Below are 4279 nucleotides of genomic sequence, written 5' to 3' on the forward strand. Positions count from 1 at the left end.
TGTTTTACAAACTTTCCTGAACAATGGCAAGACCTCCTTAAAGAAAAAGGAATCACAACAGAAACTGCCATTCAAAAAGAACTCTTTGCACCAATTACAGAAGGGGACAATGTTTTGGGTATCAGCCCAACTGGAACAGGTAAGACTCTGGCCTACCTCCTCCCACTTCTCCTTTCTCTAAAGCCAAAAAAGCTCAGCAATTGCTTATCCTAGCACCCAATTCTGAGCTTGCTGGACAAATTTTTGATGTGACCAAACAATGGGCTGAGCCACTAGGGATTACTGCTCAACTCTTCCTTTCTGGCTCTAGCCAAAAACGCCAGATTGAACGTCTGAAGAAAGGACCAGAAATTCTTATCGGAACCCCTGGTCGTGTCTTCGAACTGATTAAACTCAAAAAAATCAAGATGATGAACGTCAACACCATCATCCTTGATGAATTTGATGAGCTTCTTAGTGATAGCCAATACCATTTCGTAACAAAAATCAGCCACCATGTCCCTCGTGACCATCAAATGATCTACATTTCAGCGACTAACAAAATTGACGATCAAGATCTTGTGGAAAATACTATTGTTTATGACTTATCTGACCAAAAACTTGACACCATTAAACATTATTATATCAGTGTTGATAAACGTCACCGTGTCGAACTTCTTCGTAAGTTCTCCAATATTCCTGACTTCCGTGGTCTTGTATTTTTCAACAGTCTTTCTGACCTTGGCGCTACCGAAGAGCGCCTTCAATTTAATGGGGCTTCAGCAGTATCACTTGCCAGTGATATTAATGTCAAATTCCGTAAAGTTATCTTGGAAAAATTCAAAAATCATGAGATTTCACTTTTACTAGGAACTGATTTATTGGCACGAGGAATCGATATTGAAAAGCTTGAAGTGGTCATCAACTTCGATATTCCTCGAAATCGGGAAGCCTACACTCACCGTGCAGGACGTACTGGTCGTATGGGAAATGAAGGTAGTGTCATCAGCTTAGTAACCCATCCAGAAGATCTCAAAAAACTTAAAAATTCGCCAAAGTTTCAGAACTGGTTCTGAAAAACCAAGAACTTCACGAAAAATAAGGCATGACAAAAGCACTTCAGTTCAAACGCTGAAGCGCTTTTAGCATATACAAATTAGGCTTTTTTACCAAAGTCCTCAATCATTTGTTCCATTTCTTCACGACTAGGTGTTGTCAACATGTAGAGGTAATCACCTTGCAACTCTGCAAAGGCAGCAGGCATGATTTTCTTAACCTTAAGTTGATCACGGTATTTGTCGAAGAGTTCTTCTTCTGAATAAGCGTAGTGAGAATTTGCACGACGTGATGTTGCCAAGCAGTAAAGTGGTTCAAAGTGAGATGCTGGGAAAGGCTCCCCAACAACGACATCCGCATAACCCTTGTACAAATCAATAGAATGAGCATAGTTATAAACATCAATAGTGAAACCACCGGCAGGGCGATTATTATACTCAATTGCAATATAATCATCACCTTCACGGAAGAATTCAATATGGAAGAAACGTTCCTTCATACCAAATTCTTTGATAATAGCTTCACCATACTGACGTAACTTAGGATCCATATCCTTAAGAACGTAGTAAGAATTATCCATCTTGTAAAGCATCAAATCAAGTGGCGTGTGGGCATAATCAAAAGTTGTTGAGAAGACAATATTGCCATTACTATCCAACAAACCATCAAAAGTACAGATTTCACTTGAAGTCACAAATTTTTCAAAGAAATAAACTGTTTCATGATCCCACTCAGCCTTGAAATGATTGATATCGTCCCCAGTTTCAAGTTTGAATGTTGCAGCTGCACCGACACCGTTGTCTGGTTTAGCAATCATTGGAAGTCCGATTTCGGCTACAGCCTTATCCACATCCGCATCTGTCTTAACCACATCACCTGGTACAACTGGGACACCAGCCTTTTGGAAAAGCTTTTTCATTTCAGATTTGTATTTTGTCTTCTTGAGGTCCTCCGGCTTAGCACCAAATACATTAAACTGTTCACGAAGGGCTGCGTCCAATTCCAACCAGTATTCATTATGTGATTCGATACGATCGATTGGTCCATGTTTATAGAAGAGAAAGGCAACTGCACGTTTCACTTCATCCAAATTTTCCAAATTATCCACTCGGAAGTATTCAGTCAACGCATCTTTCAAAGGCTGATCCAATTGTTCATAAGGCTCTTGACCAATACCGAGAACAGTGATTCCCTTATTAGCAAGTTCAACAGTAAACTGTTGGAAGTTTTGTGGATAGTAAGGTGAAATAACAATATAATTCATTTCTGATTCCTCTTTTTTAGTTACTCAGTAGATAAGAAAATTATAGGTTCATGTTGTCAAGGAAATATGGCATCTGTTTACGCCACCATTCCCAATCGTGGGCTACATCGTATCCCCACTCAGAGAACCAAGCTGGAATATTCTTTTGTTCAAAAGCTTCCTTAAGTTTGTAATAAGAAGGAAGACCATCTTGTTCCCAAGCACCAAGACCTGTACACACAACAATTTCAGATTGACGATAACGATCGATAAACCAACCATCATTTTGATTCCAAATATAATCTGATGGTGAGTTTTGGTAAATAGCCTCATCTCCTCCGTATTCACCAACAAAGAAACGTGCATCATAAACACCGCTAAGGGCTACTACTTTATTGAAAACATCTGGGTGTTGCAAGAAGAAATTAAGCGCATGGTAAGCACCCATTGAACAACCAGTTGTCATCATAGGATCAAACCAACCAGTCTTGTGTTTGATGAATGGAATGGCTTCTTGAATCACATAACGTTCATAAGCACGATGCATTTCTGCACGATCGTGTGGATTTTTCCAATCGCAAAGCCAGCTCTCACTGTCTACACTTGAAAGTGTAAAGAATTGCACACGCCCTTCTTCAATGAAGCGTTCACAAGCATTAATCATACCAAAATCATAGTATTCATTGTGACTTCCACCTGATGAAGCAAAAACTACCACAGGGATACCTGCGTGCCCATAACGATTAAGATACATTTCACGGTTCAATTGGCCACTCCAGTGGCTAAGATGTTCGATATTCATAGTTTAAATCCTTTTCCTAAATTGCTATTAAATAGTTATGACATTAAAGACTAGTCCCACTTCTCAGCGAAAAAGCGTAAACAGTCTGGTAAATTCTCAGCCCATGCCTCTTCATTATGTTCAGCACCGGATTGAATGTGAATTTTGATATTCTCCAAGTCAACACCACGGGCAATCAAATCATGATAATAACTCAGTGACGAATCAATATAAGCCTGCTTAATATTACCAGCCATCAAGGTCTTGTCCGTATCGTCAGCCTCCTCTGTCCCTACATAAATATAAACACGCTGATCAGAATCTAATTTTTGACGATCCATATAACGGTCAAAAGCATCTTGATGCAACCAGTTAGCTGAAGAAAATACACCTAGACACCCAATCTGGTCCTTATAATCAAGGCCCATAAACTGAGTGATGTTACCACCAAGTGAAGAACCAATCATGGCAGTGTGCTGGCGGTCTGAAAGAGTACGGTACTCTTTATCAATGAAAGGCTTCACCACATCCATGACAAACTCTGCATACTCAACTCCCTTTCCTCCAAATTGAACACCAGGAATATTAGATTCTTGATACTTCCATGCAGAATACTCATTCATACGATTTGGACCATCATTATCAATAGCCACTACAATCATACGAGAAATATCCGGATTACGCTTGAGAGTCGGAATAATTTTCCAAGAATAACCTGAAAATGCTTCCTTACTATAAAGAACATTCTGACCATCATGAAAATACACAACAGGGTAAGAACGATCTGTATCTGTTTCATAATTTTTGGGGAGAAGAACACGCACTCGTCGAAGTTTAGCAGTATATGGTACTTCCAACTCATGCGTTTTCATCACCAAGTAAAAATAAGATTTATTCATTATCAGAAAACTCACTCTATTCAAAATTTGACTCTATTATACCATATTTTTACAGAAAAAGAGCCTTATTACTAAGGCCCTCTTGACTTTTTTGGCTCTATAATTTCTGTAGTGGGTAAAATCACTATAGAGATTATAGAGCTTTTTGAATGCAGACAAAAAGTCCCATAAGAACTATAATGAAAAGCAACCAAACCATCATTAGGAAGAACTTATGAGACTTATTAAGAATACCACAGAATTAATCGGAATTAAAGACCCAAATATCATTATTTCTCTTGTTTTTGAAAAAGATACCTACATCGAGGTTCAAGCAACACT

The 4279-nt window shown here is 38.8% G+C and carries 3 protein-coding genes and 1 pseudogene; 1 reads left to right on the forward strand and 3 read right to left on the reverse strand.

The features are described 5' to 3' along the window. A pseudogene (locus HSISS2_RS04540) lies at positions 1–1081 on the forward strand (DEAD/DEAH box helicase); the annotation flags it as partial. A 54-nt stretch (positions 1082–1135) separates the two neighbouring features. On the opposite strand, the gene HSISS2_RS04545 reads toward HSISS2_RS04540, so the two are convergent. From HSISS2_RS04545 to HSISS2_RS04555, 3 genes are read right to left on the reverse strand one after another with little or no spacing between them, the layout of a single operon-like run. Continuing rightward, positions 1136–2299 carry an acetyl-CoA carboxylase biotin carboxylase subunit family protein gene (locus HSISS2_RS04545; RefSeq protein WP_021145611.1) on the reverse strand — a complete coding sequence of 388 codons (1164 nt, stop codon included), beginning with the start codon at positions 2297–2299 and terminating at the stop codon, positions 1136–1138. Positions 2300–2339: 40 nt separating this feature from the next. Then, positions 2340–3080 carry an esterase family protein gene (locus HSISS2_RS04550; protein WP_008534305.1) on the reverse strand — a complete coding sequence of 247 codons (741 nt, stop codon included), beginning with the start codon at positions 3078–3080 and terminating at the stop codon, positions 2340–2342. Positions 3081–3130: 50 nt separating this feature from the next. Continuing rightward, positions 3131–3958, reverse strand: a complete 828-nt coding sequence (locus HSISS2_RS04555) for an alpha/beta hydrolase (RefSeq protein ID WP_002888883.1) — start codon at positions 3956–3958, stop codon at positions 3131–3133. Positions 3959–4279: the final 321 nt, after the last annotated feature.

Source organism: Streptococcus sp. HSISS2 (genome assembly GCF_000448665.1).
GTDB classification, from domain to species: domain Bacteria; phylum Bacillota; class Bacilli; order Lactobacillales; family Streptococcaceae; genus Streptococcus; species Streptococcus raffinosi.

What these genes read in the sequence shown, in the direction of transcription:
- HSISS2_RS04545 (WP_021145611.1), bottom strand. Translation starts at nt 2,299, where the DNA reads ATGAATTATATTGTTATTTCACCTTACTATCCACAAAACTTCCAACAG.
- HSISS2_RS04555 (WP_002888883.1), bottom strand. Translation starts at nt 3,958, where the DNA reads ATGAATAAATCTTATTTTTACTTGGTGATGAAAACGCATGAGTTGGAA.
- HSISS2_RS04550 (WP_008534305.1), bottom strand. Translation starts at nt 3,080, where the DNA reads ATGAATATCGAACATCTTAGCCACTGGAGTGGCCAATTGAACCGTGAA.